The organism is Pseudomonas sp. LB3P58, from assembly GCF_054897895.1.
On the sequence record NZ_JBUBVE010000001.1, the window covers coordinates 4,265,005 to 4,290,545 of the forward strand.

The following is a 25,541-nucleotide window of genomic DNA, read 5'->3' on the forward strand; positions in this document are numbered from 1 at the left end:
GCCCAGCAACAGCGCAACGGCGCAGGCAGACGCACCATGACATAGCAAAAGTTGTACCAGTCATTTGTACTGAACCTTCGCGCAAGGCTCATACTCGAACGCTTCAGAAGCCACTAACGGAGATCCACCCATGGCCAGCATCAAGGCAAAGACTGCTCAAGAAATCCTGATGAATGATTTTCAGACCCTGGTCAGCGACACCGAACGGTTGCTGGAACACACCGCAACGTTGGCCGGCGATCAGGCTGATGAGCTGCGCGAGCAAATCCACGACAGTCTGCTGCGTGCGCGCGAAACCTTGAAATTGACCGAAGACTCCCTGCGCGAACGCAGCAAGGCCGCCGTTACCGCCACCGAAGACTATGTGCAGGCCAACCCATGGCAATCGGTAGGGATCGCGGCCGGCGTGGGCTTCCTGCTTGGCTTGCTGGCCACTCGGCGCTGATATGGCGATCGGCGAATCCGGCTCGTCCGCGACGGGCCCAAGCTCCTCACCGCGGCGCCTGGGTGCTGCTTTTCTTGGACTGTTGCACAGCCATGTCGAACTGTTCGGCATCGAATTGCAGGAACAAAAAGCCCGCACGGTAAGCCTGTTGTTATTCGCAGGCCTGGCGCTGGTTTTTGCCTTGCTGTTGCTGGTGGGGTTGTCGACGCTGGTGCTGATCCTGTTTTGGGACACCTATCGCCTGGCGGCCATCATCGGGCTCTGTGTTTTCTACACACTTGCGGCCATTTTCTGTGCGATGCGCTTGAGAGCGGCGATTTTCGATGAATCGTCGCCCTTCCACGGCACCCTGGAAGAGTTGGCCAACGATCGGGAGCGTCTGCTGCCATGAGCCTGCCTGAACTGCCTCACAACAGCTCGCGCACCGAAATGCGCAAGGCGCTGATCCGCCTGCGCATGGAAATGCATCGCCAGGAAATCCGCCACGAATCCGCGCAACTGCTGCAACCCTTGCAGCGCGTGCGCGGGATGACGCAAAACCTGCAGGATGGCTTCGGCATCAAGCACGCTCCACTCTGGGGCGTGGCAGCCGTTACCTTGCTGGGCTTTCTGACGGGTAAGGGCGCCAAGAGCGGTGGCGTCAGCAGCCTGACTCGACTGGTTCGTCTGGGCGCCACGTTGGGGCCATTGATCAAGCTGGTCATGCAAGGCTCTTCGCGTAACCCCTAAGGCCGTTATCTGGCTGTTCACTTAGGGTTGGGGTACATATCCGTTTCTGCGGTCACGGCGGCTTAGGGTTCCGCCCTTACGGCGGGTCACTTGGAAAAGCCCCAAGTAACCAAAGGCTCTTGCCCCGCCATTCGGTGCCTCGCCTAGGCTCGGCATGCCCTCACTCCGGCATTGCTCCGGGGGCCCGCCGCCATCGGCCATCCATGGCCGGGGGCGGCTACCGCGGCATCCTTGCCGCGGTGCCCCCTGCGCAACGCCTGCGTTCGGCCTCTGGGAAAGGGGCAGGCAGATCAAGATCAAAAGCCAGAGCCACAGCCACAGCAGGATCAAAAGATCGCAGCCTCGTTTCACTCGACAGCTCCTACAGGGGAGAGGGGGATGCACGCACGCTCCTCACCACTCAACAGGCCGAGCGTTAGCTCGCCTGCAGCTTTTGATCTTGATGCACCGCCCCATCGAGAGGCCGAGTGGAGGTTCTGCGCAGTGGGCAACCCGGCATGGATGCCGGGTTAGCCGCCCCCGGCCATGGATGGCCGATGGCGGCGGGCCCACGGAGCAGGACCGGAGCGAGGGCATGCCGAGCCTAGGCGAGGCACCGAACGAAAGGGGCAAGAGCGTTTGGTTACTTTGCGCTTTTCAAAGTGACTCGCTGTAAAAGCGAAACCAATAGCCGCCGTGACCGCAGAAACGGATATGTACACAAAAAAGAAAAGACAGGTCGGCCGCCTCGCTCTTGATCCACCGCCCCCTCGCTACGCATGTGTGTACCTGGAAACACCGAGTTAAGTAAACAGCATTACGTTATCTGGCTGCATTCTTGCAACATCGGGATTGGACCTCTTTATCGAGGGGTTCAATCCTGCGTGCCTACCCGGTGAACAGGTTTTATCCAATAACAAGACCTGACCAAGGAGGCCTCGTGATCGACGGGCAACCGCTCGCCTGTTTTCAACCCTTCATCGATACCGCCACCGGCCGTATCGCTGGCGTCGAGGCACTGGGAAGATTGCGCCAGGCCAACGGTCAACTGGCCTCGGTGGGGCCGCTGTTCGCCGACCCGCGAACGCCCGCCATCGCGCTGCGTCGTCTGGATCGCCAGATCCGCGATAACGCGCTGAGCCGCCTGCATGAAGCGCCCTCGGACTGGTTTCTGAGCCTGAACATATCGCCACGCTGGATCAACCGCTTGCGGCAGGACCAGGCGCTACCGAGCCTCAAGCAATTGAGCAGGCACAACGTCGACCCACAACGCATTGTCTTCGAGATCACCGAACTGGGGGGCGATATCCAGCGCCTGACCGAAATCGTGGCACGCTACCGACAGGCCGGCGCGAGGATCGCCATCGATGATTTCGGTGCCGGATACTCTCAGCTTGATCGCGTACTCGCGCTGCAACCGGACATTCTCAAACTCGACATGCGCTTGTTCCAGGCCGCTGCGCTAGGTGGACCGAGCAGCGACGTGGTCAAGGCTCTGGCGCAAATGGCGGAGAAAACCGGTTGCTGGATCATCGCCGAAGGGGTGGAAACCGAGGCTCAACTGAGTTTTGCTCTGGAGTGCGGTTCGCGCTACGTTCAGGGTTTTCTGTTCGCCCGGGCACAAGCCGGTTTCTTTGCCGCGGACGCCTTTGTCGAGCGCTTCGCGCAACTGCGTCAGCGCTATGTTCAGCAGAAGCTGGCTGAGCGCGGCCGCCTGATGATCATGCGCCAGCAACTCAGCGAGCTGATGACCATCCTGCAAGCATGGGCTCAGGCCCGCGCGCCGCTCAGCGCCTTGCCACAACTGGATGCATTTCCCTGGCTGCTGCGCTTCTATCAATGCGACCGCCACGGCACGCAGCTGACGCCCAACCTTGAATGGCGCAACAACGGCTGGGAGGCCGACAATCGCTATTTGGGCCACAACTGGTCATGGCGTCCCTACTTCTATCACCTGCTGGCAGAGGGTTGGGATGAGCGCAGGTTGACGCTCTCCAATACTTACCGCGATGCCACCAGCAACCAGTACTGCCTCACCGCCGGGCAATTTTTCGACCACGGCGAGCGACTGCTGCTCATCGATATCGACGCCGCCGGGCTGTAGTTCCGCTTGCAGGTCCGGACGCGAACCCGGAAGCTTAAGCAATCAAACACCTGACGGAGAGAACCCGCCTTGGATTGGCAAACCCTGCTTACCCGCGAACGCCTCGGAAAGCCTCTGCACAGCCCGGAAGAACTCGGCCGCAGCCCTTTCCACAAAGACCACGACCGGATCATTTTCTCGGGCGCGTTTCGCCGCCTCGGGCGTAAGACCCAGGTCCATCCGGTCACCAGCAACGATCATATCCACACGCGCCTGACCCACTCGCTGGAAGTCAGCTGCGTCGGCCGTTCGCTGGGCATGCGCGTTGGCGAAACCATCCGCAGCGCCCTGCCTGACTGGTGCGAGCCCAGCGACCTGGGCATGGTGGTGCAATCGGCTTGCCTGGCCCATGACATCGGCAATCCGCCCTTCGGCCATTCCGGCGAAGACGCGATTCGCCACTGGTTCCAGCAGGCCGCCGGCCGTGGCTGGCTGGATGCAATGAGCGAAGTCGAACGTAATGACTTCCTCAATTTCGAAGGCAATGCCCAAGGCTTCCGGGTACTCACCCAGCTGGAATATCACCAGTTCGACGGCGGCACCCGGCTGACCTACGCCACGCTGGGTACTTATCTGAAGTACCCATGGACGGCAAAACACGCGGACTCACTGGGCTACAAGAAACACAAGTTCGGCTGCTATCAGAGCGAACTGCCGCTTCTGGAACAAATCGCCCATAAACTCGGCCTGCCACAACTCGAGGAACAGCGTTGGGCGCGCCATCCGCTCGTGTACCTGATGGAGGCTGCCGATGACATCTGCTACGCGCTGATCGATCTGGAAGACGGTCTGGAAATGGAGTTGCTGGAGTACGCCGAAGTCGAGTCCCTGTTGCTGGACCTTGTGGGTGACGATCTGCCGGAAACCTATCGCCAGCTCGGCCCACTGGATTCGCGCCGGCGCAAACTGGCGATCCTGCGAGGCAAAGCCATTGAACACCTGACCAACGCCGCAGCACGGGCCTTTGTCGAACAACAGGACGCGTTGCTGGCCGGCACGCTGCCCGGTGATCTTGTGGAGCACATGCACGGCCCTGCCAAGCGTTGCGTCCTGAATGCGAAGGACATGGCGCGGAAAAAAATCTTCCAGGACAAGCGCAAGACTCTGCATGAAATCGGCGCCTACACCACGCTGGAAATCCTGCTCAATGCCTTCTGCGGCGCGGCACTGGAACAGCACAACGGTCGAACGCCGTCCTTCAAGAGTCGCCGAGTCCTCGACCTGTTGGGTAACAATGCGCCCGATCCTCACGGCCCATTGCACGCCTCGTTTCTACGGATGATTGATTTCATCGCCGGCATGACCGACAGCTATGCCAGCGAAATGGCGCTGGAGATGACCGGTCGTTCGAGCCACTGATGAGACCTGGGTGATCAGCCATTACGCCGCCTGCAATGGTTGATTTACCTCTCAAACCCCAAGTGCACTCAACGTTCACCGAATCCCCCTACAACATGCGCTGAGCTAACTGATCGATTATTCGGTAACTTCGCGAAATAATCTCGCTTCCTTCAGTTCGACAGAAGAAGCGTGAATACTCCTATGTTCAAAGACGATCTGCGCATCTTGCTGGTAGAAGATCACCCCTTCCAACTCCGGGCGACTCAATATCTGCTTGAGAGTTACGGTTTCACCCAACTGACCACCACCGACAGTGCCGACGGCGCCTTGCAACAAATGCTCAAGGCTGTGCAACCATTTGATATTCTTTTGTGCGATCAATGTCTGCCCGACCTCTGCGGTCTTGATCTGGTCGAATTCGCCAGTCACCGGGGGATGATTAGACAGGCAATACTGTTAAGTAGCCTGACATCTGCTGAACTGGATGAACTTGAAAAAAAGGCCAGCGAACACGGACTGCCATTATTGGGGTATTTGATCAAACCGTTGAAACAATCCGAATTTAGAAACTTGTTGACCTTGGCCTCATTGTAAAAAATCGCACACCAAACGCACTAAAAACTCAGGTAAAACACCACTCACAACTTATAATTAAATACTTCCAACCTCTCGACCAACTATCAACAACCTTTACCCTTCTTCATAAAAAACCTAGTTGATACGTAGTCCTATTCTTCTTCAGCTGTAGGATTGTTCCTATATTGCCGCTGCAGGTCCGTCAGCTCATGCGTCGCCTCAACTATCTGAGCTAAGGTGCGCGCTTTATTTGAGCTCGCATGGGATTTGATTATGAACTCCGTTTTTATTGTCGATGATCACCCGGTTATCCGCCTTGCCGTCAGAATGTTGCTTGAACATGAAGGTTACAAAGTCGTCGGCGAAACTGATAATGGGGTCGACGCCATGCAGATGGTTCGCGAATGCATGCCTGACCTGGTCATTCTCGACATCAGTATTCCAAAGCTGGATGGGCTGGAAGTTCTCGCCCGTTTCAACGCAATGAGTACTCGCCTCAAAACATTGGTATTAACAGCACAGTGCCCGACACTTTTTGGTATTCGCTGCATGCAATCCGGCGCATCGGGATATGTGTGCAAACAGGAAGAACTGAGTGAACTGGTCAGCGCTATAAAGGCCGTATTGTCGGGTTACAACTATTTCCCAAGTCAGGCCTTGAATCCTGTTCGCTGTGATGATGCGCGATTCGCCGACCTGGAACTGTTCAAGTCAGTCAATGACCGGGAACTAATGGTATTGCAACTCTTTGCCCAAGGCCGCACCAACAAGGAAATTGCCAAAGGTATGTTTCTGAGTAACAAGACTGTCAGCACTTATAAAAAACGCCTCATGCAGAAACTCAAAGCCAAATCCCTGGTTGAACTCATCGATATGGCAAAACGTAACGCGTTAGTGTGAGAAACAGGATGCCCAGTCGTATAAAGGATTATCTGACACTCATGGCCGCAGGTTTATGCCTGACCGCCTCAGTGGCCGCCGCGCAGACCGTCAGCGAGAACTACACCCTGATGAGTCGCTCGATGGCCGGACACCAGGAAGTCCAACTGGATAGCGCACAACGACAATGGATTGAGCATAAACGGGCACTGATCCTGGGCACATCCGCCCCGGACTACCCCCCTTTCGACCTGACCATCAGTGGTCACGACTACGAAGGTTTTACCGCCGATTACGCGGGCATCCTTGGCAAAACAACCGGTTTGCCAATCAAGGTTCTGCGCTTTGCGTCCCGGGAGGCCGCTATAGAAGCACTCGAAAACGGCGAGATTGATTTGCTGGGGACCGCCAATGGATTCGAAGCTCACAACGCTGACATCGTACTTTCCACCCCCTACGCCATAGACCAGCCGGTTCTGGTGACACGCGAAGGTGAAACCAGATCCTTGACCGATGGCCTGTCTGGTCTCCGGCTGAGCATGGTGTATCACTATTTGCCGCTGGAGGAGGTCAAGGCCATGTATCCGGGGGCGATCATCACGTCCTTTCCGTCCTACCAGAATGCGATCAATGCCGTTGCCTTCGATCAAGCCGACGTTTTTCTGGGTGACACCATTTCTACCCATTACATGATCAACAAGGGGTATCTGAACAACATCCGCATGGCCAACTTCGGCAAACACGAAGCCCACGGTTTCAGCTTTGCCGTGCACAAGGACAACTCGCAACTGCTCGGGATCATCAACGCAATGCTCATGGCCATCCCCACCAGCGAACGAGACAACATTGCCAAACGCTGGAGTGCCGGCAGTGACATGCTGCTCACCGATCAAAAACTGCAGCTCACCCACAACGAAGAACGCTGGCTGGCGCAACACCCGGTAGTACGTGTGGTGGTCAATGAGGCTTTTGCGCCGCTGACGTTTTTTGACAGTGATGGCAACTTTCGTGGGGTTACCGCGGACTTGCTCGAGCTGATCAGATTGCGCACCGGTTTGCGCTTCGACGTCCATCGCAGCCGCAGTGATGACGAGATGATCGAGCAGATCAGGGACAATAAGGCCGACTTGATCGCCGCCCTGCTCCCCAGCACCCAACGTGAATCGACGCTGAGCTTCACCCGCCCCTATTTGCAAAACTCCTTTGTCCTGTTGACTCGCAAAGCCGCCGACAGCCCGACAAGCCTTGCGCAGTTGCAGGACAAACGCCTGGCAATTGCCCAAGGCAATCCCCTGGTGGATTACCTTCGCAGCGAGTTCCCGCGGATCAGGCTGATTGAAACCCCGGACGCGTTCAGCGCCGTGGAGTTGCTGGCCGAGGGCAAGGCAGAAGGTGCGGTGAATTCACTGGTGATTGCCAACTACTTCATCTCATCGCAGCTCTTCGAGCAAACACTTCAAATCAGTACCACCATCGGTACCCGACAGGCCGCATTCTCCCTGGCCACAGGCCGGGAAGCCAAAGAACTGAACGCCATCCTCAACAAGGCGCTGCTGAGTATTGCACCGGAAGAACTGGGCATCATCAACAGCCGCTGGCGCGGCTATTCGGCGTCCTCGCAAAGTACCTGGCGCAACTATCACCGACTGTTCTACCAAATCGTTATCGGTGCCGGGGTGCTGCTGCTGATTTCCGTTGCCTGGAACGCTTACATGCGTCGCCAGATAAAGCAGCGTCAGGCAGCCGAGCGTGCATTGAACGATCAATTCGAATTCATGCGCTCTCTGGTCAACGGGACGCCTCATCCCATCTACGTGCGCGATCGCCAGGGACTGCTGCAAAGCTGCAACGACAGTTACCTGGAAGCCTTCTGCGCAAAACGTGAAGACGTCATCGGCAAAGGCGTCATGCAAGCCAATATGAGCAACGCGTTCGAAGCCCGGGAATATCAGGCCGATTACCAGCGCGTCGTGGCCGAGGGCAAACCGCTGATTCTCGATCGCGCGCTGCACATCGGCGACCGCAGGCTGACGATTTACCACTGGGTTCTTCCCTACCGTGATTCGAGCGGTGAAGTACAAGGCATCATTGGCGGCTGGATCGACATCAGCGAACGGCGGCAACTGTTCGATGATCTGCGCTGCGCGAAAGAGCACGCCGATAAAGCCAACCGGGCCAAAAGCACTTTTCTGGCGACCATGAGCCATGAGATCCGCACCCCGATGAATGCGGTCATCGGCATGCTCGAACTCACGCTGAAGCGCATCGATCATGAGCACCCGGATCGCCCAGCCATTGATGTGGCGTACAACTCGGCGAAGGACCTGCTGGAGCTGATCGGGGACATTCTCGACATTGCCCGGATTGAATCCGGACGCTTGAGCCTGAGCCCTGAACGGGTCAATCCAAGTGAAATCGTGGCCTCGGTGGTGCGGGTCTTCGATGGACTGGCGCGCCAGAAAAATCTCCGGCTGCTGCTGGAGTTCCGCCCTGCCAATCCGGGGTTTGATGTCCTGTTGGACCCGATGCGCTTTAAACAGGTGCTGTCCAACCTGATGAGCAACGCCATCAAGTTTACGGAGCACGGCCAAATCAGGATCATCGTCGACCTGCAGCCGACCGCCGCGCCTGAGCGGGTCCGGATGCTGTTGCAGGTTCACGACAGCGGCATAGGGATCAGTGAACAGGATCAGCGGCAGTTGTTCGAACCTTTTGCTCAGGCCGATCACTCCGGGCAGTCAGCCAGAGGCGGGGCGGGGCTTGGACTGGTGATCAGCCGCAGTCTGTGCGAAATGATGGGCGGCAGCCTGCAATTGAGCAGCCAGCCGGATGTCGGCACTCAAGTCGAGGTGTCGTTGCACCTGACAACGCTGCCACTCGAACAGATACCGGAGACTGCTGAAGCGCAAATCCGCACCACGACGACCCCGTTGAATGTTCTGGTGGTCGACGATCACCCGGCCAATCGCTTGCTCATGTGCCAGCAACTGGAGTTTCTGGGCCACCGATTCAGCGTCGCGCCGGATGGCCAGGCGGGATTTCAGGCATGGGAAGCCGAGCCGTTCGATCTGGTGATTGTCGATTGCAACATGCCGATCATGAACGGATACGAACTGGCCCGCGCCATTCGCCGACATGAACAAAAAACGCACCGACCGCCCTGTACCGTGCTGGGTTTTACCGCCAATGCACAACCGGAAGAAATACAACGCTGCAAACAAGCCGGGATGGACGACTGCCTGTTCAAGCCCCTTACCCTGACAGCCTTGAGTCAGTGGTTTGAAGGAATCAGGCCAATCGTCCGCGATCCCGCGTTCAGCCTGCAAGGACTGCGTCTTTTGACCGGCGGAGATCCGGTATTGGACCAGCGACTGTTGACCGAACTGTTGAACAGCAACCGTCTGGACCGACAGGAACTGCTGGCGCTGTCCCCCTCCAAAGAACCTCAGCCATTTCTCGACGTCGCCCACAAAATCAAGGGCGCCGCCCGAATCGTCCAGGCTTCCCGGGTGATCGACAGTTGCGAGGCACTGGAAAAGGCCTGCCATGAAGTGTTTCATCACGACGAAGTGGCCGATTGCAGCAAGGCTATAGAGCGCGCCATGCTCGACCTGGAGCAAGCATTGCAGCAACAGATCGGCCAAAACGACAAAAGCAGAATGACAGAGCCTTAACTATGCTTGGACGCTGAGCAGTGTGTTCACCATCATGGAGAGACCCGCAATGCCCAGCCCACTGCGCCCGGATCAACGGCGGTTTCCCCTGCACGTCCATATCAGTGTGATGTTCACTTTCCTGCTGTTGCTGACTGGCGTGGTGCTGGGCCTTTTCAACTACCAGCAAACCACGCAGATCATTCTTTCCAGTAGTGAAAAGCTCTTCAACCGCATCGAGCAGGACGTCCGTCTCGACCTGCATGCCACTTATGAACCGATTCGCCATCTGCTGACCCTGCTGGCGGAATACCCGGCGACCCAGGCACCTGACCTCGCGCAACGCCTGGCGCTGCTCAAACCCTTCAGCCAGTCGCTCAAGGACAACCCCGACCTGGCCTCGTTGTATCTGGGCTATGGCAACGGTGATTTCTTCATGGTTCGGCCCTTGCGAACCCCCGATCTGAAAACGCTCCTCAAGGCACCGGACACTGCGGCATATCAGGTGTGGAGCATTGAGCGAACAGGCAACAGCGGTCAGGTCCGCTCCCAATCATTGTTTTTCGATCAGGATCTGACCCTCATCAGCCGCCAGGACAACCCCGACGAAACCTACGATCCGCGAACCCGCGCCTGGTATGCCAGCGCCCGCAGCGACAGCGATCAGATCACTACCGAACCCTACATCTTTTTCTCCACCCACATTGTCGGCACTACCCTGGCCCGACGCAGCGGCGAACAGGCCATCATGGGTGCTGATCTGACCCTGGCGGAACTCTCCGCAACCCTGGCCAAACATGTCGTGACACCCAGTACCGACATCGTGCTGTTCGATGCAGAAGGGAATGCCATCGCGTATCCCGACAGCAGCAAATTGATCATCGACGATCAGACTGCCCGCCTGATCAAAGCCGCCGACCTGAGCCCCAGCCTCGGCGCATTGCTCAACAATCCCCCCGCAGGTAATCGCCTGGATGTCGCCGGTCGTCAATGGATCGTTGCCCGCAGCAGCATGCAGGAGGGCGGCCCCCAGGGACTGCAACTCGCGCTGCTGGTGCCGGAAGATGAATTACTCGTCGATGCCTACCGCATGCGCTGGCAAGGTGCGTTGATTACCCTGGCCACGCTGTTGCTGTGCCTGCCGCTGGGCTGGCTGACCTCGCGGATTCTGGTTAAACCCCTGCGCGCGCTGGTAAGGGAGGCCGATGCGGTTCGCAGTTTCGACTTCAACTTTCCGGCCTCACGTCGCTCTCCCGTGCTCGAAGTCGACCAACTGAGCGTGTCGATGTCACGCATGAAAGACACCCTGGCGAGTTTTTTCCAGATCACCGACAGCCTGAGCGCCGAGACTCGCTTCGCCCCCTTGCTGGAACGGGTGTTGTTTGAAACCGTGAAAATCGCCCAGGCCCAGGCCGGTCTGATCTACCTGCGCGAAAGTGATGGCGATCGCATGGAGCCCCATGGTCTGGTCGTCAACGGCACCTCACGGGCATTGCCGTCGTTTGATCTTCGAGGACACGAACTCCAGGCTCCGCAAAGCCCTGCATGGCTACAACAGCTGTCGAATGCCGACAACGTCGTCACCACACTTGGTTTTGAACAGGCCGGGGATTTGCAGAAGGTGTTGCATGCGCTGGAATGTCCCCGCGTTCATCTGATCGGCATTCGGCTGCACAATCGTCATAACGAAACCGTGGGCCTGCTGATCCTGCTGTTGGCCGATACCGGCAACCAGAGCGATCTGGAAAAACTTCGTCCGGACCGCATCGCGTTCCTCCAGGCCGTGTCCGGCGCGGCCGCCGTGAGTATTGAAAGTCAGCGTCTGCAAGCCAAACAAAAACAACTGCTGGATTCCTTCATTCAACTGCTGGCGGGGGCGATTGACGCCAAAAGCCCCTATACCGGCGGTCACTGCCAGCGAGTGCCAGCGCTGACCCTGATGCTCGCCCAAGCCGCCGCTGCCAGCCAGGACCCGGCCTTCAGTGGCTATCAACCCACCGAAGATGAATGGGAAGCGCTGCACATCGCCGCCTGGCTGCACGATTGCGGCAAGGTCACCACCCCGGAATACGTGGTCGATAAAGCCACGAAGCTGGAAACCCTTAACGACCGTATTCACGAAATCCGCACCCGCTTCGAAGTGCTCAAGCGCGATGCCTGGATCAGCTATTGGCAAGCCATGGCCCTGGGCGGTGACGAGCAGCGCCTGGCCGAACTGCGCAACGCTACGCTGACGGGGCTGGACGATGATTTTGCGTTCATTGCCCGATGCAACCTGGGTAGCGAGGCGATGGCCGAATCCGACCTGCAACGCCTGCGCAGCATCGCCCAATGCACCTGGACCCGAACCCTGGATGACCGGCTGGGCGTTTCCTGGGAAGAGAACCGGCGTCAGGCGCGGACCCCGGCGCCGACACTGCCGGTCAGCGAGCCATTGCTGGCGGACAAACCCGAGCACCTGTTCGAACGGCCTGAAGCCGAACTGATTCCGGAGGATAATCCGTGGGGGTTCAAGCTCGATGTGCCGCCCTACAAGTACAACCGGGGCGAGCTCTACAACCTGAGTGTTGCCCGAGGCACCCTGACCCGCGAGGAGCGTTACATCATCAATCACCACATGGTGCAGACGATTCTGATGCTCAGCCACCTGCCCTTCCCCGGCCACCTCACCAACGTCGCGGAGATCGCCGGGGGCCACCACGAGAAAATGGACGGCACCGGGTATCCCAAACAGTTGAAGCGCGAAGAAATGAGCCTGCCGGCGCGGATGATGGCAATTGCCGATATTTTCGAAGCACTGACCGCCGCCGATCGCCCCTACAAGAAAGCCAAGTCGTTGAGCGAAGCGCTGGGCATCATGGCCACCATGTGCCGGGATGCCCACATCGATCCTGAGTTGTTCGGGCTGTTCATCAACGCGCAAATCTACTTGCAGTACGCCGATCGATTCCTCGATCCCCAACAGATCGATGCGGTGGACCCGGCAAGCCTGCTGGTCAAGGCAGGCCTGGCATGATCAGCAGTCGGTCAGGCGCAGGAAAATCGCCGCCAATTGCTCGATACCGGCCTGATCTTCAGCGGTAAAACGCGCCAGTTTCGGGCTATCGAGGTCCAGCACGCCGATCAGGCGACCGTCCTTGACCAGTGGCACCACCAGCTCGCTGTTCGACGCACTGTCGCAAGCAATGTGTCCGGGGAACGCGTGCACGTCCTCGACCAACTGGGTCTGCAAGGTGGCCGCCGCCGCTCCGCACACACCCCGGCCGAACGGAATCCGCACGCAGGCGATCTGCCCTTGAAACGGGCCAAGCACCAGCTCTTCGTTGCGATTGAGGTAGAACCCGGCCCAGTTCAGGTCATCGAGCTGGTTGAACAGGAACGCCGAGAACTGCGCGGCGTTGGCAATGAAATCCCGCTCGTCCGCCAGCAGTGACTCCAATTGCGCCCACAGCATGCCGTAGCCTTCGAGGCCCTGGCCGCTCTTCTGTAAATCGATCATGCCTTGTGCTCCAACAGCTTCAGCCCGACCCAATAGCGGGCAAATTGATACGCGCAACGTCCGTTGCGATTGCCCCGGCCCGTGGCCCAGCGCACCGCGAGGATGTCCAGTGCTTCGTCTCGCTGCCACTTAAGGCCCGCCTTGTCGGCCAGTTGACCGATCCAGTGTTCGACGACGCTGAGGAAGTGTTCCTGGGTAAACGGATAGAACGACAGCCACAATCCAAAACGGTCCGACAGCGCAATCTTGTCTTCCACCGCCTCGCTGGGATGGAGTTCACCGTCAACGCGTTTCCAGTTTTCGTTATCGCTTTCCTTTTCCGGCACCAGATGGCGACGGTTGGACGTGGCGTACAACAAAACGTTATCCGGCGCCTGTTCGAGAGAGCCGTCGAGCACGCTTTTGAGCACGCGATAATCGCCCTCGCCCGACTCGAATGACAGGTCATCGCAGAACAGCACGAAACGCTGGGGCAGCTTGGCGATCTGTTCGACCACGCGCGGCAAATCCGCCAGGTGATCGCGTTCGATCTCGATCAGCCGCAATCCGGCCTTGGCGTGTTCGGCCAGCAAGGCACGAATCAGCGACGATTTACCGGTGCCGCGCGAACCCCAGAGCAACGCGTGGTTAGCCGGCATGCCATCGAGGAACTGCTGGGTATTTCGCCCCAGTTGCTCCAGTTGCCGGTCGACACCGATCAGGTCGGACAAACGCATGTCGAGGCTGACTTCCAGCGGCAACAGGAACCCGCTACGCCCCTCGCGTTGCCAGCGTGCGGCAAGGCAATGATTCCAGTCGATAGCTTGCCGAGGGGTGGGCAGCAACGGTTCGATACGGGCCAAAACGGCATCGGCGCGTTCAAGAAAAGCATTTAATCGGGAATCCACGTCTTCTCCTCGGGCACGTTCACAGTAATGATGGCGATACAGCGACAATACACAGCGTTCGGTGTCCGGTTCATCCCTTTGCACAAGGGCTCGCGAGAACATCGGTATCCATGCATGATCGACTATGCTTGAGCAGCGAAGGGAAACGGAAGTGGTTCGACACCCCATGGATATCAAGTTCACCAACCGGCTGTCCTACAAGCAAGCCAGGCTTACCGTGCTGGTCGGTTTCATTCTGGGCACGCTGCTCAGTCTGCTGCAAATAGGCATCGATTATGCCAGTGAAGACGCCTCCATCAACCGCGAAATCCTGTCTTTGCTGGAAATCAGCCACAACCCCGCGTCCCGCATCGCCTATAACATCGACGCCGAACTCGCTCAGGAACTGACCCTGGGCCTGTTGCGCTCGCCGGCGATCATCGGCGCGCAGTTGATCGACAACAACAGTACCGTGCTCGCCAGCGTCAAACGCCCGGAGGTGCAAAGCGGTTATCGGGTGATCAGCGACTTCCTGTTCGGCGCCAACCGGCAGTTCGAAGACCGTCTCTACCTGGATCACTTGCCGACTGAATCCCTCGGCACCCTGCGTCTGGACGTCGACACTTATTCATTCGGCAACCGGTTCCTGCGCCGGGCCGAGGTGACCCTGCTCAACGGCTTCGCTCGCAGCCTGCTGCTGACCGGCATCCTGCTGGCGCTGTTCTATGTGATGCTGACCAAGCCGTTGGTGCGGGTCATCCGTGAACTCAGCAGTCGCGACCCGCGCAGCACGGAGTCAACGTCGCTGGAGTGTCCGACGGACCATGAAAACGATGAGATCGGTGTACTGGTCAAAGTTGCCAATCAACAATTCGAAAACATCGCCACCGAAATCCAGCAACGACGCAACGCCGAAAACCGCCTGACCGACTACCTCGGGCAACTGGAGAACATCGTCTCGGCCCGCACAGCGGAGCTCAAGGCGATCAACTCGCGGCTCAGCCAGTCCAATCAGGAACTGGAAGTCGCCCGCAGAACCGCCCTGGACATGGCCGAAGCGCGCTCGGTGTTCCTGGCCAACATGAGCCACGAGATCCGTACGCCGCTCAACGGCCTGCTGGGGATGATCGCGCTTTCCCTGGACGGCCCGCTCAATGCCGAGCAACAGCAACAGCTGTCCATCGCCCATGACTCGGGCAAAGTACTGGTGGAACTGCTCAACGATATTCTCGATTTGTCGAAGTTCGATGCCGGCCAACTTGAGCTCGAACATATTCCGTTCGACCTCGGCTCGCTGATCGAAGACACCGCGAACCTGCTATCGCAAAACGCCGCGCCGAGTGTCGAGCTGAGCTGCCTGATCGACCCACACTTTCCGGCCCTGGTGCTTGGGGATCCGACCCGGGTCCGACAGATCGTCAGCAACCTCTTGTCCAACGCCCTCAAGTTCACCCGTTTCGGTCGGGTCGATGTGCGTCTGTCGACATTCGGGGACGGCGTCAGAATCGAAGTCTGCGACACCGGCATCGGTATCGCCCAGGACGCCCAGGTCAAGATCTTCCAGCCCTTCACGCAAGCGGGTGCCGGCATTACCCGGCAATTCGGCGGGACCGGGTTGGGTCTGGCATTGACCTACAACCTCTGCGAAGCCATGCAAGGGCGCCTCACCATCAGCTCGGAAGCAGGCTTCGGCAGCCAGTTCTGTGCGGATCTGCCGCTGCCCAGCCACACCCGCGCCCTTCCCCCGGCCTCTTTACAGGGCAAGGTCATCGCCATCACTGCCGCCAGCAGCGGTCTGGCAGAACTGTTGAACAGTGTGTTGCCCGGTTGGGGGCTCGACTATGAGCAGCGTTCAATCGATGACTCGTTGCTGGGCCTGAACCCGGATGTACTGATTACCGATTGCCCCGAATGCCTGTTTGGCCTACGCCCTTCGTGCACAGCCCCCATTCTGCTGGTCACCGCTTACGGCAGTTTCATGCCCAGCGAAGAAGCCAGTGCCCTCGCCCCTTTGCAACAACAGGCGCGGCCTCTGGCGCGCAACGCGCTGTACCAGACACTGCGGCGAACCCTGCAGCCGGAACTCAACACGATCAACGGTGCCCGGCTCGACGCCCTCTCCCCACAACGACGCGGACGCGTGCTGCTGGTGGAGGACAATCCGGTCAACCAATTGGTGGCCAAGGGGATGCTCGGAAAACTCGGTTGCGAGGTGATTGTCGCCGGTCACGGTGGCGAGGCGCTGGATCAGCTGGAGCAGAGCGAATTCGATCTGGTGCTGATGGACTGCAACATGCCGGTGATGGACGGCTACGAGGCCAGTCGGCAAATCCGTCGCAGCGGACGCTGGCCACAGCTGCCCATCGTCGCCCTGACCGCCAACGCCATGTCCGAAGAGCGCGAACGCTGTCGTGCGGCAGGCATGAGCGATTACCTGGCAAAACCCTTCCGCCGGGAGGAGTTGGCGGCCCTGCTGGACTTGTGGGTTCCTACTACGACAGCGCTTTGATTTGCCCCAAAAGGTGATCAAGACCATCGCGCAGATCATTCAGGCGATCCAGATCCACACCGCTGTCGCATAGCAGACGGGCCTTGAGCGGCCCGACCTGATCGCGCAAAGCCTTGCCGGTTGGCGACAGGCTCAAGTGCATTTCACGCTCGTCCCGCGCCGAGCGCTGACGCTGAACCAGTTGCAGTTGCTCAAGACGCTTGAGCAACGGCGTCAGCGTGCCGGAATCCAGCGCCAGGCGTTCGCCCAACGCCTTGACCGTCGGCTGCTCCGGGGCGGCCTCCTGCCATTCCCACAACACCAGCATCGCCAGGTATTGCGGGTAGGTCAGGCCGAGCTGATCGAGCATCGGCTTGTAGGCGCGGATCACCGCCCGGGAAGCGGCGTACAGCTTGAAGCACAGTTGACTGTCAAGCTTCAGGGAATCGACTGACAAGGTGTTCATTTGAGCAGGGCTTCGATCTCGCGGGTCAGGTCCTGCGGCTTGGTCGCGGGGGCGAAGCGCTTGACCAGTTGGCCATCCTTGCCGATCAGAAACTTGGTGAAGTTCCACTTGATGCCCTGGGAACCCAGCACACCCGGCGCACGTTTTTTCAGCTGAACGAACAGCGGATGGGCGTCGGCGCCATTGACTTCAATCTTTTTGAACAGCGGAAAACTGACGCCGAAGTTCAACTCGCAGAACTCGGAAATCGCCCCTTCGTTGCCCGGCTCTTGCTTGCCGAACTGATTGCACGGAAAACCCAGCACCACCAGACCTTGATCCTTGTAGGTCTGCCACAACTCTTCAAGGCCCTTGTACTGCGGGGTGAAGCCGCATTTGCTCGCGGTATTGACCACCAAAACGGCCTTGCCGGCGAAATCCGCCAGGGTCTTTTGCTCACCCTTGATGGTGGTGCAAGGGATGCTCAGCAGGTTGTCGCTCATGGTTCGGACTCTGAATGAGGGAAGATGGGACAAACATAGCGAGCAATTGAATTGCGTGCAATTTAAATATCCGAAGGGCGATCATCGGATCGCCCATTGGCTTATTACCCGCGGGGTACCAGGTCCAGGCACACCGAGTTGATGCAATAACGCAGGCCGGTCGGCGGCGGGCCGTCCGGGAACACGTGTCCCAGGTGCGCATCGCATTTGGCACAGACCACTTCGGTGCGGATCATGCCGTGGCTGACGTCACGGATCTCGACCATGGCGCTGTCACCGATCGGTGCATAGAAGCTCGGCCAGCCGCAGCCGGAGTCGAATTTGGTCTTGGAGTCGAACAGCGGCTCGTTGCAGCAGATGCAGTGGTAAACACCATCGACCTTGCTGTCGTTGTATTTGCCGGAGAACGGCCGTTCGGTGCCTTTGAGGCGGCAAACGTTGTACTGCTCCGGATCGAGCATCGCCCGCCATTCTTCCAGGGTTTTTTCCAACTTTTCCATCATCACACCTCAGCAGCTGAAAAAGCCCGATCTGTACCTTTTCCACGGATCGGGCGGCACGTATGATTGCGCCTCGTCAAACGCCAGTCTGGCAGCCAGACCACGCGCATTCAAACGGATTTATGGGTGCTGCCTCTCAAGGCGCCAGGCCTGTGTGAATACGCAGGATTCCCAGCACGGTCGTTCATACGCCGCCTGGATCGTTCATTTTCGGGAACACATCGCCATGCAGGTCAGCAAATCGAACAAGCTCGCCAACGTCTGCTACGACATTCGCGGCCCAGTGCTCAAGCACGCCAAACGCCTGGAAGAGGAAGGCCATCGCATCCTCAAGCTGAACATTGGCAACCCGGCGCCTTTTGGTTTCGAAGCACCGGATGAAATCCTTCAGGACGTCATCCGTAACCTGCCGACTGCTCAGGGCTACAGCGATTCCAAAGGCCTGTTCAGCGCCCGCAAGGCCGTGATGCAGTACTACCAGCAAAAGCAGGTAGAAGGCGTCGGCATTGAAGACATCTATTTGGGCAACGGCGTTTCCGAGCTGATCGTGATGTCGATGCAGGCCCTGCTCAACAACGGCGACGAAGTGCTGGTGCCGGCTCCGGACTACCCGCTGTGGACCGCCGCGGTGAGCCTGTCGGGCGGCAACCCGGTGCATTACCTGTGCGACGAGCAGGCCAACTGGTGGCCGGATCTGGCCGACATCAAGGCCAAGATCACCCCGAACACCAAAGCGCTGGTGATCATCAACCCGAACAACCCGACCGGTGCGGTGTATTCGAAAGAAGTCCTGCTGGGCATGCTGGAACTCGCCCGTCAGCACGACCTGGTGGTTTTTTCCGACGAAATCTACGACAAGATTCTGTACGACGATGCCGTGCACATCTGCACGGCTTCCCTGGCGCCAGACCTGCTGTGCCTGACGTTCAACGGCCTGTCCAAGTCTTATCGCGTGGCGGGTTTCCGTTCCGGCTGGATCGCCATTTCCGGCCCGAAACACCACGCCCAGAGCTACATCGAAGGCATCGACATGCTGGCCAACATGCGTCTGTGTGCCAACGTGCCGAGCCAGCATGCGATACAGACCGCCCTCGGCGGCTACCAGAGCATCAATGATCTGGTATTGCCCAACGGACGACTGTTGGAACAGCGCAATCGCACCTGGGAACTGCTCAACGACATTCCCGGCGTGAGCTGCGTCAAGCCAATGGGCGCGCTGTATGCGTTCCCACGGATCGACCCGAAAGTCTGCCCGATCCATAACGACGAGAAATTCGTGCTCGACCTGCTGCTGTCGGAGAAGCTGCTGGTGGTTCAAGGCACCGCCTTCAACTGGCCATGGCCGGACCACTTCCGTGTGGTGACCCTGCCACGCCTGGACGACCTGGACATGGCCATCGGACGTATCGGCAACTTCCTCAAGACCTATCGCCAGTAACCTGCCTGTCACCGTGCGACGCTTACGCAAGTCGCACGGTGATCGATTCAGCAACATTTCTTTGCGTCCTGCCGAACATCGCTGCTTCAATCGCTGACTGATGACTCGTTGAGTGCTCGCGTCTAACAACGGCGGGGTCTATGACGCTAATTGGCTGACAAACGCTTCCCGCATCGACGTCGGAAATGCCCTTCAAACAGCTAGACTGTTGCCGTAGGACACAGTTTGAAATAGTCACCTGGTTGAATAGCCCGGGTCAGCACCTTATATACCCCGCAGTACGCTACATCTTTAGCATGAGGAGATTTCTACAACCATGATGCGCATCCTGCTGTTTTTGGCCACTAACCTGGCGGTCGTGCTGATTGCCAGCATCACCCTGAGCCTTTTCGGCTTCAACGGGTTCATGGCGGCCAACGGGGTTGATCTCAACCTCAATCAGCTGCTGATTTTCTGTGCGGTCTTTGGTTTCGCCGGTTCGCTGTTCTCGCTGTTCATCTCCAAATGGATGGCGAAGATGAGCACCAGCACCCAAATCATCAGCCAGCCGCGCACACGTCACGAGCAATGGCTGCTGCAAACCGTCGAGCAATTGTCCCGGGAAGCCGGGATCAAGATGCCCGAAGTCGGTATTTTCCCGGCCTACGAGGCGAACGCCTTTGCCACCGGCTGGAACAAGAACGACGCGTTGGTCGCGGTCAGCCAAGGGCTGCTCGAGCGTTTCTCGCCAGATGAAGTGAAGGCCGTTCTCGCCCACGAAATCGGCCACGTAGCCAATGGCGACATGGTCACCCTGGCATTGGTCCAGGGCGTGGTGAACACCTTCGTGATGTTCTTCGCACGGATCATCGGCAATTTTGTCGACAAGGTGATCTTCAAGAACGAAGAAGGCCAGGGCATCGCCTACTACGTGGCAACCATCTTCGCCGAACTGGTCCTGGGCATTCTGGCCAGCGCCATCGTCATGTGGTTCTCGCGTAAACGCGAATTCCGTGCAGACGAAGCCGGTGCACGTCTGGCCGGTACCGCCGCAATGATCGGCGCCCTGCAACGCCTGCGTGCCGAACAGGGGCTGCCGGTGCACATGCCGGACACCCTGACGGCTTTCGGCATCAACGGTGGCATCAAACAGGGGTTCGCCCGCATGTTCATGAGCCACCCGCCGCTGGAAGAGCGTATTGACGCACTGCGTCGTCGGGGCTGAGAGGTTCCGCACTAAAAGAAAAGGCCCGCAGTGATGCGGGCCTTTTTTTGTCTGCTGATTTTTGTGGTGTTCATTCGGGCCCCATCGCGAGCAGGCTCGCTCCCACAGGGGAATGCATTCCAATGTGGGAGCGAGCCTGCTCGCGAAGAGGCCAGCACAAACAACATCAATTACCGAGTAGAAACCCGGTACACCCGCTCTTCAAGCCGCGTAACACCATTTTCCAGGAACTTCCAGCTTTCGCCCAGAACGTCCTGGTCCTCCAGAATCTTCAACTCCCACGAAGCACCGAACAACTGTTGCACTTCGTCATCCAGCACTGCAAAGGGCGGCCCCTCCATTTGTGCCTGGTCGTAATCCAGGGTAATCAGCAGCCCCAGCGAATCCTTCGGCACAATCCGCTTCAGATGCTCGGCGTATTGCTCGCGCATCTTCGGTGGCAAGGCGATCAACGCAGCGCGGTCGTACAGCGCACTGCAATCGGCGACATCGCCGGCCGTCAACGCGAAGAAATCACCACACCAGATCTCGATCGAGCCCGCCCGATAGACGGTGAAGGGGCCTTGGTCGCTAACGTCCGGGTCAAATTGATGCTCGTGGAAAAAGTCTTCCACCGCTTTTTCCGACAACTCGACGCCCAGCACCTCGTGACCGCATTTCGCCAGCCACAGCAGATCCAGGCTTTTGCCACATAGCGGCACCAGTACGCGCGCGCCCTCTTCCAGGCCCAGCTGCGGCCAGTACCGTTGCAGATATGGATTCACTTCCGGCAGGTGAAAGCCGATCTGATTCGACGTCCACCGCTTGTGCCAAAACTCCGGCTGCATAATTAATCCCGAAAATTCGATCAAAAGACCCTAAAACTTATATTAGATTTAGATCAATGATCTGACTGAAGATGATGCCATCTTACCCCTCAGGAGCTCATTCATGTTCCCCAGCCTGTACATATCCCATGGCTCGCCCATGTTGGCACTGGAACCGGGCGCCAGCGGGCCCGCCCTCGCTCGCCTGGCTGCAGAATTGCCGAAACCCAACGCCATCGTAATTGTATCTGCGCATTGGGAAAGCAATGAGTTGCTCGTCAGCGGCAATCCCCAGCCTGAAACCTGGCATGACTTCGGCGGCTTTCCGCAGGCGTTGTTCGACGTGCAATACCCGGCGCCCGGCAATCCACAATTGGCCGCAGAGGTTGTCGAACTGCTGAAGAGCGATGGCCTGCCCGCACGCATCGACGCCGAACGGCCGTTCGACCATGGTGTCTGGGTGCCCTTGTCATTGATGTATCCACAAGCCGACATCCCCGTGGTGCAAGTCTCGCTGCCCACCCGCGGCGGCCCGGCCCTGCAGACCCGCGTCGGTCATGCCCTGGCCAGTCTGCGCGAACACGGCGTGCTGCTGATCGGTTCCGGGAGCATCACCCACAACCTGCGTGAACTGGATTGGCACGCCGGCCCGGAAAGCGTCGAACCCTGGGCCCAGGCATTTCGTGACTGGATGATCGAAAAACTCGCTGCCAACGACGAAACCGCGTTGCACGATTACCGTCAGCAAGCACCGAATGCCGTGCGCAACCATCCAAGCGATGAACATTTGCTGCCTTTGTATTTTGCCCGCGGCGCCGGAGGCAACTTCAGCGTGACCCACAAGGGATTCACCATGGGAGCCTTGGGCATGGACATTTACCGCTTCGGATAATGTCGCCGTACAAGCGCTCAACCTGTGGCGGCCAGGCTCAGACCACATCGACCCCGACATGAATCGCATCGTGCCGCCAAAACTCCAGATCACAATCGATCAACCGCTCATGTTGATCGTAATTGACCCGAGCGATGCGCAAGCCCGGACTCCCCACCGACACCCGTAAAGCCGCCGCCGCATCCACCGACAACGCCGTCGGCACAATCTCGAAACGCACCCGCCCATAGTGCAAGTCGTAATGCCGCGCATACAGCTCGGTAATCGACTGATTCAAATCGAAATCCAGAATCCCCGGAAAAAACTGCGGATTCAAATAGTGCTCCACATACAACACCAGCCGCTCATCAATCCGCCGTGCCCGGCAAATTTGAATCACGCTGGACAACGCCGGCAACTGCAACCAGGCACAGACCGCTGCCGACGCCGGTTGCAACCGCGCTGAAATCACCTCGGTGGACGGCACCCGCCCCTGTGCACTGACCATCGCGTGAAAGTGACTGCGCTGCATCAGGTTATAGGCCAGGCGCGGTGGCGACACGAACCAGCCACGGCGCTCCTCCCGATAGATCTGCCCCTGGGCTTCCAGCTGCAACAACGCTTCACGCACGGTGATCCGGGTGGTACCGAACAACTCACTGAGCTTGCGCTCGGCCGGCAGTTTGCTCCCGGGCGCCAACAGGCCATGGTCGAGCTGTTCCTGCAGAACCTGCCCGATGGCTGTCACCGCTTTGGTTGTCTCGATGCGCATCAACGTTACCTATCTGGACTAGACCAGCACTGTTTCGGGGCGGAACCGCGATTCAAATCGATTCCCTCAACTCCCGACAAGCCTAGGCACTGCACATGACTGACAGATGACAAAGCCGCCGAACGGTTGATCCAGACGCCTGCAATTTCACGGCCAAGTCCTTTTATATCAGCCTATTAGCCATGGTCTACGCTTACTCCGAAGCCTGAGCATTGCAGCTCAAAAAATATAGGCCGACCAGTCGTCGACATCAAAATGTCATCAGAGGCGCCTAAATTGGCTCAGGTATTGCTGACCTAGACCAACACAACCGCAATCGCAGCGTTGAAAACGCCCAAAGGAGCTTCGGATGAAACAGCTTTTCCTGGCCTCACTGTTAGGCTCGACCATTGCCATGTGCACCGCCGCGATGGCGGCTGATACCGATTTGAAAACCCTGGAAGCCGCGGCGAAAGCGGAAGGTGAGGTCAACAGCGTCGGCATGCCCGACAACTGGGCCAACTGGAAAGGCACCTGGGATGACCTGGCCAAGAACTACGGCCTGAAACACATCGACACCGATATGAGCTCGGCCCAGGAAATCGCCAAGTTCGCCGCTGAAAAAGACAACGCCACTGCCGATATCGGTGATGTCGGTGCCGCGTTCGGTCCGATCTCGGTGAAGCAAGGCGTTGTACAACCTTACAAGCCAAGCACCTGGGATCAGATCCCGAGCTGGGCAAAGGATAAGGACGGCAACTGGGCGCTCGCCTACACCGGCACCATCGCGTTCATCGTCAACAAAAAGTTGCTGCACGGCTCCGACGCTCCGACCAAATGGGCTGACCTCAAGGACGGCAAATACAAAGTGTCCATCGGTGATGTGAGCACCGCGGCCCAAGCGGCCAACGGCGTTCTGGCTGCCGCGCTTGCCAACGGCGGCAATGAGAAAAACCTACAGCCGGCGCTGGATCTGTTTTCCGAGATCGCCAAGCAAGGCCGCCTGTCGATGGCCAACCCGACAATTGCGACCATGGAAAAGGGTGAAATCGAAGTCGGTGTGGTCTGGGACTTCAACGGTCTGAGCTACAAGGCCAAAATGGTCAACCCGGATGACTACACCGTGCTGATTCCATCCGATGGCTCGGTGATCTCCGGTTACACCACCATCATCAACAAGTACGCCAAGCACCCGAATGCCGCCAAACTGGCCCGCGAATACATCTTCAGCGACGCCGGCCAGACCAATCTGGCACGCGGTAACGCCCGTCCGATCCGCGCCGAGCATCTGACTCTGCCGCCTGAGGTTCAGGCCCAACTGCTGCCTAACGAGCAGTACAAAAAGGTCACGCCGATCAAAGACGCCGACGCATGGGAAAAGACCTCCAAAGCCCTTCCTCAGAAATGGCAGGAAGAAGTCATCGTCAATATGAAGCAGTAATGCGGTAGATCCCATTTGGAGATCTGATGGAGATCCAATGTGGGAGCGAGCTTGCTCGCGATAGCGATCCGACATTCAACATTTATGTTGACTGACAGTCCCTCATCGCGAGCAAGCTCGCTCCCACAGGGGATTCGTTACGTTCTTGAATCATCTGTTTGCGGAGTCATCGCCCTATGAAGCACAACGTCATCCTTGTCGTGCTCGACGGCCTCAATTACGAGGTCGCCCGTCACGCCATGGGGCACCTGCAGGCTTACGTCGGCGCAGGACGCGCGGCGCTCTACAAACTGGAGTGCGAACTGCCGGCCCTGTCTCGACCGCTTTACGAGTGCATCCTGACCGGCGTCACGCCGATCGACAGTGGCATCGTTCACAACAACGTCTCGCGCCTGTCCAACCAGCGCAGCATCTATCACTACGCCAGCGATGCCGGCCTTGTAACCGCCGCCGCGGCCTATCACTGGGTCAGCGAGCTGTATAACCGTTCGCCGTTTATTGCCGCGCGGGATCGTCACACCGACGCCCCGGACCTGCCAATCCAGCACGGTCATTTCTACTGGAGCGATCACTACCCGGACTCGCACTTGTTCGCCGACGCCGAAAACCTGCGCCTGCGTCATGCGCCGAACTTTTTACTGGTCCACCCCATGAACATCGACGACGCCGGGCACAAGCACGGCCTCGACACCCCGCAATACCGCAACAGCGCCCGCTCGGCCGACATTATTCTGGCCGACTACCTGCACACCTGGCTTGACGCCGGGTATCAGGTGCTGGTGACCGCCGACCATGGCATGAACAACGACCGCTCCCACAACGGCCTGCTGCAGGAAGAGCGCGAAGTACCGCTGTTCGTCCTCGGCGACGCTTTCAGCTTCAATGCCAACGCCGCACCGAAACAGACTGAAATCTGCGGCACCGTCTGCGAACTGCTGGGTGTAGCCCACAACAAACCTGTGTGCCGGGAGCTGCTCAAGTGAA

Annotated in this window: 22 protein-coding genes; 15 read left to right on the forward strand and 7 right to left on the reverse strand. The window is 58.4% G+C overall.

From position 1 onward, the window contains the following. Positions 1 to 130 precede the first annotated feature (130 nt). The 9 genes from ACYZTZ_RS19775 (at position 131) to ACYZTZ_RS19815 (ending at position 12,761) form a co-directional block, all read left to right on the forward strand. Positions 131 to 445: an ElaB/YgaM/YqjD family protein gene (locus ACYZTZ_RS19775; RefSeq protein ID WP_046049174.1), complete on the forward strand. Its 315-nt coding sequence runs from the start codon at positions 131 to 133 to the stop codon at positions 443 to 445. A gap of 1 nt (position 446) precedes the next feature. After that, positions 447 to 836: a phage holin family protein gene (locus ACYZTZ_RS19780; RefSeq protein WP_008145878.1), complete on the forward strand. Its 390-nt coding sequence runs from the start codon at positions 447 to 449 to the stop codon at positions 834 to 836. Beyond that, on the forward strand, positions 833 to 1,174 hold the full coding sequence (locus ACYZTZ_RS19785; protein ID WP_046049173.1) for a hypothetical protein: 342 nt from the start codon (positions 833 to 835) through the stop codon (positions 1,172 to 1,174). Before ACYZTZ_RS19780 ends, ACYZTZ_RS19785 begins: the two co-directional genes overlap by 4 nt. Positions 1,175 to 2,093: 919 nt before the next feature. Further along, a complete protein-coding gene (locus ACYZTZ_RS19790; protein WP_461999463.1) occupies positions 2,094 to 3,257 on the forward strand; it encodes an EAL domain-containing protein in 1,164 nt (387 codons plus the stop codon). A gap of 69 nt (positions 3,258 to 3,326) precedes the next feature. Then, a complete protein-coding gene (locus ACYZTZ_RS19795; RefSeq protein ID WP_056742437.1) occupies positions 3,327 to 4,655 on the forward strand; it encodes a deoxyguanosinetriphosphate triphosphohydrolase in 1,329 nt (442 codons plus the stop codon). A 183-nt stretch (positions 4,656 to 4,838) separates the two neighbouring features. Continuing rightward, on the forward strand, positions 4,839 to 5,231 hold the full coding sequence (locus ACYZTZ_RS19800) for a response regulator (protein WP_461999464.1): 393 nt from the start codon (positions 4,839 to 4,841) through the stop codon (positions 5,229 to 5,231). 255 nt (positions 5,232 to 5,486) lie between these two features. Next, positions 5,487 to 6,113, forward strand: coding sequence for a response regulator transcription factor (locus ACYZTZ_RS19805; RefSeq protein ID WP_033059130.1), 627 nt, complete (start codon positions 5,487 to 5,489; stop codon positions 6,111 to 6,113). Positions 6,114 to 6,121: 8 nt separating this feature from the next. Beyond that, entirely contained in the window at positions 6,122 to 9,766 is a 3,645-nt protein-coding gene (locus ACYZTZ_RS19810) for a transporter substrate-binding domain-containing protein (RefSeq protein WP_461999465.1), read from the forward strand. Between the two features lie 49 nt (positions 9,767 to 9,815). Beyond that, positions 9,816 to 12,761, forward strand: a complete 2,946-nt coding sequence (locus ACYZTZ_RS19815; RefSeq protein WP_461999466.1) for an HD domain-containing phosphohydrolase — start codon at positions 9,816 to 9,818, stop codon at positions 12,759 to 12,761. Here ACYZTZ_RS19815 and ACYZTZ_RS19820 read toward each other — a convergent pair whose 3' ends face one another. Both ACYZTZ_RS19820 and ACYZTZ_RS19825 read right to left on the reverse strand, forming a co-directional pair. Next, entirely contained in the window at positions 12,762 to 13,244 is a 483-nt protein-coding gene (locus tag ACYZTZ_RS19820) for a GAF domain-containing protein (RefSeq protein ID WP_076028162.1), read from the reverse strand. Then, entirely contained in the window at positions 13,241 to 14,131 is an 891-nt protein-coding gene (locus tag ACYZTZ_RS19825; RefSeq protein ID WP_461999467.1) for an ATP-binding protein, read from the reverse strand. The genes ACYZTZ_RS19820 and ACYZTZ_RS19825 overlap by 4 nt, the downstream gene beginning before the upstream one ends. Before the next feature lie 166 nt (positions 14,132 to 14,297). Between ACYZTZ_RS19825 and ACYZTZ_RS19830 the strand changes: the two genes are divergently transcribed. Next, positions 14,298 to 16,619, forward strand: a complete 2,322-nt coding sequence (locus ACYZTZ_RS19830; RefSeq protein ID WP_056742447.1) for a hybrid sensor histidine kinase/response regulator — start codon at positions 14,298 to 14,300, stop codon at positions 16,617 to 16,619. Here the strand turns inward: ACYZTZ_RS19830 and ACYZTZ_RS19835 are convergent. The 3 genes from ACYZTZ_RS19835 to msrB form a co-directional block, all read right to left on the reverse strand. Beyond that, positions 16,603 to 17,064 carry a MarR family winged helix-turn-helix transcriptional regulator gene (locus ACYZTZ_RS19835; protein ID WP_461999468.1) on the reverse strand — a complete coding sequence of 154 codons (462 nt, stop codon included), beginning with the start codon at positions 17,062 to 17,064 and terminating at the stop codon, positions 16,603 to 16,605. The two genes, ACYZTZ_RS19830 and ACYZTZ_RS19835, sit on opposite strands and share 17 nt — an antisense overlap. After that, the gene (locus tag ACYZTZ_RS19840; RefSeq protein ID WP_007983498.1) at positions 17,061 to 17,546 is read right to left on the reverse strand and encodes a glutathione peroxidase; all 486 of its coding nucleotides are present in this window, start codon (positions 17,544 to 17,546) and stop codon (positions 17,061 to 17,063) included. The genes ACYZTZ_RS19835 and ACYZTZ_RS19840 overlap by 4 nt, the downstream gene beginning before the upstream one ends. A 104-nt stretch (positions 17,547 to 17,650) precedes the next feature. After that, positions 17,651 to 18,046 carry a peptide-methionine (R)-S-oxide reductase MsrB gene (gene msrB / locus ACYZTZ_RS19845; RefSeq protein ID WP_309677132.1) on the reverse strand — a complete coding sequence of 132 codons (396 nt, stop codon included), beginning with the start codon at positions 18,044 to 18,046 and terminating at the stop codon, positions 17,651 to 17,653. A 226-nt stretch (positions 18,047 to 18,272) separates the two neighbouring features. On the opposite strand from msrB, the gene ACYZTZ_RS19850 reads away from it, so the two are divergent. Continuing rightward, positions 18,273 to 19,484: a pyridoxal phosphate-dependent aminotransferase gene (locus ACYZTZ_RS19850; protein ID WP_462000691.1), complete on the forward strand. Its 1,212-nt coding sequence runs from the start codon at positions 18,273 to 18,275 to the stop codon at positions 19,482 to 19,484. A 316-nt stretch (positions 19,485 to 19,800) separates the two neighbouring features. Then, on the forward strand, positions 19,801 to 20,688 hold the full coding sequence (htpX, locus tag ACYZTZ_RS19855; RefSeq protein ID WP_008145865.1) for a protease HtpX: 888 nt from the start codon (positions 19,801 to 19,803) through the stop codon (positions 20,686 to 20,688). 170 nt (positions 20,689 to 20,858) lie between these two features. On the opposite strand, the gene ACYZTZ_RS19860 is transcribed toward htpX, so the two are convergent. Then, a complete protein-coding gene (locus ACYZTZ_RS19860) occupies positions 20,859 to 21,515 on the reverse strand; it encodes a thiopurine S-methyltransferase (protein ID WP_461999469.1) in 657 nt (218 codons plus the stop codon). 103 nt (positions 21,516 to 21,618) lie between these two features. Between ACYZTZ_RS19860 and ACYZTZ_RS19865 the strand changes: the two genes are divergently transcribed. After that, positions 21,619 to 22,386, forward strand: coding sequence for a DODA-type extradiol aromatic ring-opening family dioxygenase (locus ACYZTZ_RS19865; protein WP_461999470.1), 768 nt, complete (start codon positions 21,619 to 21,621; stop codon positions 22,384 to 22,386). Positions 22,387 to 22,423: 37 nt separating this feature from the next. Here the strand turns inward: ACYZTZ_RS19865 and ACYZTZ_RS19870 are convergent, their stop codons facing one another. Then, positions 22,424 to 23,137, reverse strand: a complete 714-nt coding sequence (locus ACYZTZ_RS19870) for a UTRA domain-containing protein (RefSeq protein ID WP_008145862.1) — start codon at positions 23,135 to 23,137, stop codon at positions 22,424 to 22,426. Between the two features lie 349 nt (positions 23,138 to 23,486). Between ACYZTZ_RS19870 and ACYZTZ_RS19875 the strand changes: the two genes are divergently transcribed. After that, positions 23,487 to 24,557 carry an ABC transporter substrate-binding protein gene (locus ACYZTZ_RS19875; RefSeq protein WP_046049149.1) on the forward strand — a complete coding sequence of 357 codons (1,071 nt, stop codon included), beginning with the start codon at positions 23,487 to 23,489 and terminating at the stop codon, positions 24,555 to 24,557. Between the two features lie 176 nt (positions 24,558 to 24,733). Next, positions 24,734 to 25,540 (forward strand): alkaline phosphatase family protein, encoded by an 807-nt coding sequence (locus ACYZTZ_RS19880; protein ID WP_461999471.1) that lies wholly within the window; start codon positions 24,734 to 24,736, stop codon positions 25,538 to 25,540. Position 25,541 lies beyond the last annotated feature (1 nt).